The following is a 2,788-nucleotide window of genomic DNA, read 5'->3' on the forward strand; positions in this document are numbered from 1 at the left end:
GGCTCAAGGAGCGCGGGGGTGGCGGTCGTGGTGGAGGGCTTGCGGGACATTCTGGACGGGGTGGCGCGGGGGGACTTCCCGCCCGCGGACGGCCGTACGACCGTCGTCGCCCCGCAGCCCGCCGACCGGACCGCGGGTGTCCTGTCCTTCACCGCGCACTCCGTCGTCGTCACCGACGAGGATCCGGCGTGGGTGTACGACACGCTGCGCGGCCTCGACTGCGACGCCCTGTCCGCGCCGATGAACCCGCGCTTCCTGGCGGCCTTGATGGAGCGGACGGGCCGTACGGCGGAGACCGTCGACGCGGTCCTGGTCGGCACCCCGCTGCCGGGTGAGCCGCCGCTCGCGTCGCGGTTGAGGGAGATCGAGGACGCCGGCCATCCCCGGATCGGCTACGCCCGGCGGCGCCGGGACGACGTGCGCGCGTGGGCGGCCGAGGGCGGCGTGCTGGTGGTGGGGCGCGGGGTCGCCGGGCGGCTGGAGGTCTCGGTCGAGGTGGACGAGGACGTACGGCACCGGGGGCTGGGGCGGCTGCTGGTGAGCGCGGCCCGGCATCTCGTCACGGAGCCGCTGTGGGCGCAGGTCGCGCCGGGGAACGCCCGCAGTGTGCGGGCGTTCCAGGCGGCCGGCTACCGTCCGGTCGGCGCGGAGCTGCTGCTCAGTGCCAGGCCTCGAAGTGCGGGTTGCTCTGACAGCCGCTCATGATCTCGACCTTGGTCGTCTTGTTCACCGGGCAGACGCCGATGATGTACTTCCGGGCGATACCGCCGGGGAAGGCGACCTCGACCTGGTCGGCCCACTTGTGGGTGTCGCCGATGGTCTTGTTGACGTCGATGCCGCCGGGGGCGTCGATGTAGTAGTTCCAGCCCGATTTCCACCAGTTCTTGTACAGGTCGTGGTCGTACGTCGTGGACACGTACGGGGAGGGCTGGTTGACCAGGACGTACTGCTCCAGGTCGTACTGGCCGTTCACGACGTCCTTGGGCTTGAAGCCCTCCTCGAAGACGATGTCCGGACCGCGGCCGTCGGCCCGGTAGAGCGTGCCGCAGCTGGTGCGCCACGCCGGTTCGGGGGTGATGCGGTCGACCTCGACGCGGCGGTCGACGGCCGCCTTGATCCTGTCGTCGAACTGGACGGGACAGGCCGCCGGGGCGGGGGCGGCGGCCGGTGCGGCGGCCTTGACGGCGGCTGCGGGAGCCGAGGCGGGGGACGCGGGAGCCGTGGCGGCCGTCGTGGCGAAGACGGCCGAGAGGGACAGGACGGCGGCAGCGGCACGCCGCCGCAGGCGAGTTGTGATCATGGGGAGCACGATCCCGGGCCTGCGGCGGCGTGGCCTGGATATTCACCCGTACGGCGGCGTGTCCACTGACCGCGGGTCAACGGGAGCAGTGGGCTCAACCGGCCCTTCTCTAACGGAAGATGCCCGTGTGGCCCAGGGAGTAGCGGCCCGGCTGCGGGTAGACGGCGAGGCCGTGCGGGCCGCTGCCGACGGGGATGCGGGCGAGTTGCTCGCCGTTGCGGGTGTCGATGGCGTACACCTCGGAGTCGTACCGTCCGGACAGCCACAGCACCTTGCCGTCGGCGGAGACGCCGCCCATGTCGGGGCTGCCGCCGTCGGGGAGGTGCCATTTCTTGGTGAGCTTGTTCTTGGTGAAGTCGAAGACGGAGACGGTGCCTTCGCCGCGGTTGGAGACGTACATCTCGCGGGAGTCGCGGCTGACGTAGAGGCCGTGGCAGCCCTTGCCGGTGGGCAGGAGGGTGGGCTCGTCGAACTTGTCGCCGTCCAGGACCCACATGCCGTGGGCCATCATGTCGGCGATGTAGAACCGTTTGCCGTCGGGCGAGACCTTGACGTCCTGGGGCATGGCGCCGTCGAACGGGAGCCTCTGCTGGCCGACGACCTTCATCTTCTGGGTGTCGACCTTCAGCAGTTCACCGCTGAACTCGCAGGAGACGATGAAGTAGCGGCCGTCGAGGGAGAAGTCGGCGTGGTTGACGCCGTAGCAGGTGACGGGTTCGGTCTTGATCCGCTTCATGGTGTGGGGGTCGCGGAAGACGAGTTCGCGGTCGAGGGAGGCCATGACGATGGCGTACTTGCCGTGGGGCGTGAAGTAGAGGTTGTACGGGTCGTGGACCTCGACCTCCTTGCCCGCCTTGCCGGTCTTGGGGTCGATGGGGGTGAGGGTGTGGCCGCGGTTGTTGTTGACCCAGAGGGTCTTCAGGTCCCAGGACGGGACGACGTGCTGGGGCTGGCGGCCGACGGGGATGGTCTCGACGATCTCGTACGTCTTCGGGTCGATGACGGAGACGGTGTCCGACTCGGTGTTGGGGACGTAGACGCGGGAGGGGAAGTCCTTGACGACCGGGGAGAGCTTGTTCGGGCGGTCGGCGGCGTAGACGTCCTTCGGGTCGAGTACGGGGGGCATGCCGGGGAGGCCCTTGACGGTGTCCTTCTTCGCCGGGGCGGGGATGGCGGCGGCCTGGGTGCCGCGGGGGTCGGTGGAGCGGGTCCGTTCCCTCGCGGGCTCGGTGCCGCAGGCGGCGAGTGCGACGAGGCCGACGCCGGCGAGGAGGGTGCGGTGCATGAGGTTCATCGGCAGGTCTTCCGGGGTGGGTGGGGCGGCGACTGCGACCATTTAATGAGCTTTGCACCGGAAAATGTGCGATTTACCCGATAAGCGGTTCACGCGGGTCGCCACAACCAGCCCCATTCGCCCCCGCCGCCCCTACCCGTCCCATCCCTTGAAGGGGCGGAGCCCCTTCAAGGGATGGGACGGGTAGGGGCGGC

The 2,788-nt window shown here is 70.0% G+C and carries 3 protein-coding genes; 1 reads left to right on the top strand and 2 read right to left on the bottom strand.

Going from position 1 to position 2,788, the window contains the following annotated elements:
• Nucleotides 1-30: 30 nt before the first annotated feature.
• A complete protein-coding gene (locus L0P92_RS43670) occupies nucleotides 31-705 on the top strand; it encodes a GNAT family N-acetyltransferase (RefSeq protein WP_234768686.1) in 675 nt (224 codons plus the stop codon).
• Here the strand turns inward: L0P92_RS43670 and L0P92_RS43675 are convergent.
• Together L0P92_RS43675 and L0P92_RS43680 are read right to left on the bottom strand one after the other, a co-directional pair.
• Nucleotides 659-1,300: an ADP-ribosyltransferase gene (locus L0P92_RS43675; RefSeq protein ID WP_234768684.1), complete on the bottom strand. Its 642-nt coding sequence runs from the start codon at nucleotides 1,298-1,300 to the stop codon at nucleotides 659-661. The two genes, L0P92_RS43670 and L0P92_RS43675, sit on opposite strands and share 47 nt — an antisense overlap.
• A gap of 109 nt (nucleotides 1,301-1,409) precedes the next feature.
• Complete coding sequence (locus L0P92_RS43680; protein ID WP_372497434.1) at nucleotides 1,410-2,594, bottom strand: YncE family protein; 1,185 nt, start codon at nucleotides 2,592-2,594, stop codon at nucleotides 1,410-1,412.
• Between the last annotated feature and the right edge of the window lie 194 nt (nucleotides 2,595-2,788).

The sequence above is a fragment of the Streptomyces muensis genome (genome assembly GCF_021474425.1).
Lineage (GTDB): Bacteria > Actinomycetota > Actinomycetes > Streptomycetales > Streptomycetaceae > Streptomyces > Streptomyces muensis.

Excerpts from the sequence above, each read along its gene's own strand:
- L0P92_RS43675 (WP_234768684.1), bottom strand. The coding sequence starts at position 1,300 with ATGATCACAACTCGCCTGCGGCGGCGTGCCGCTGCCGCCGTCCTGTCC.
- L0P92_RS43680 (WP_372497434.1), bottom strand. The coding sequence starts at position 2,594 with ATGAACCTCATGCACCGCACCCTCCTCGCCGGCGTCGGCCTCGTCGCA.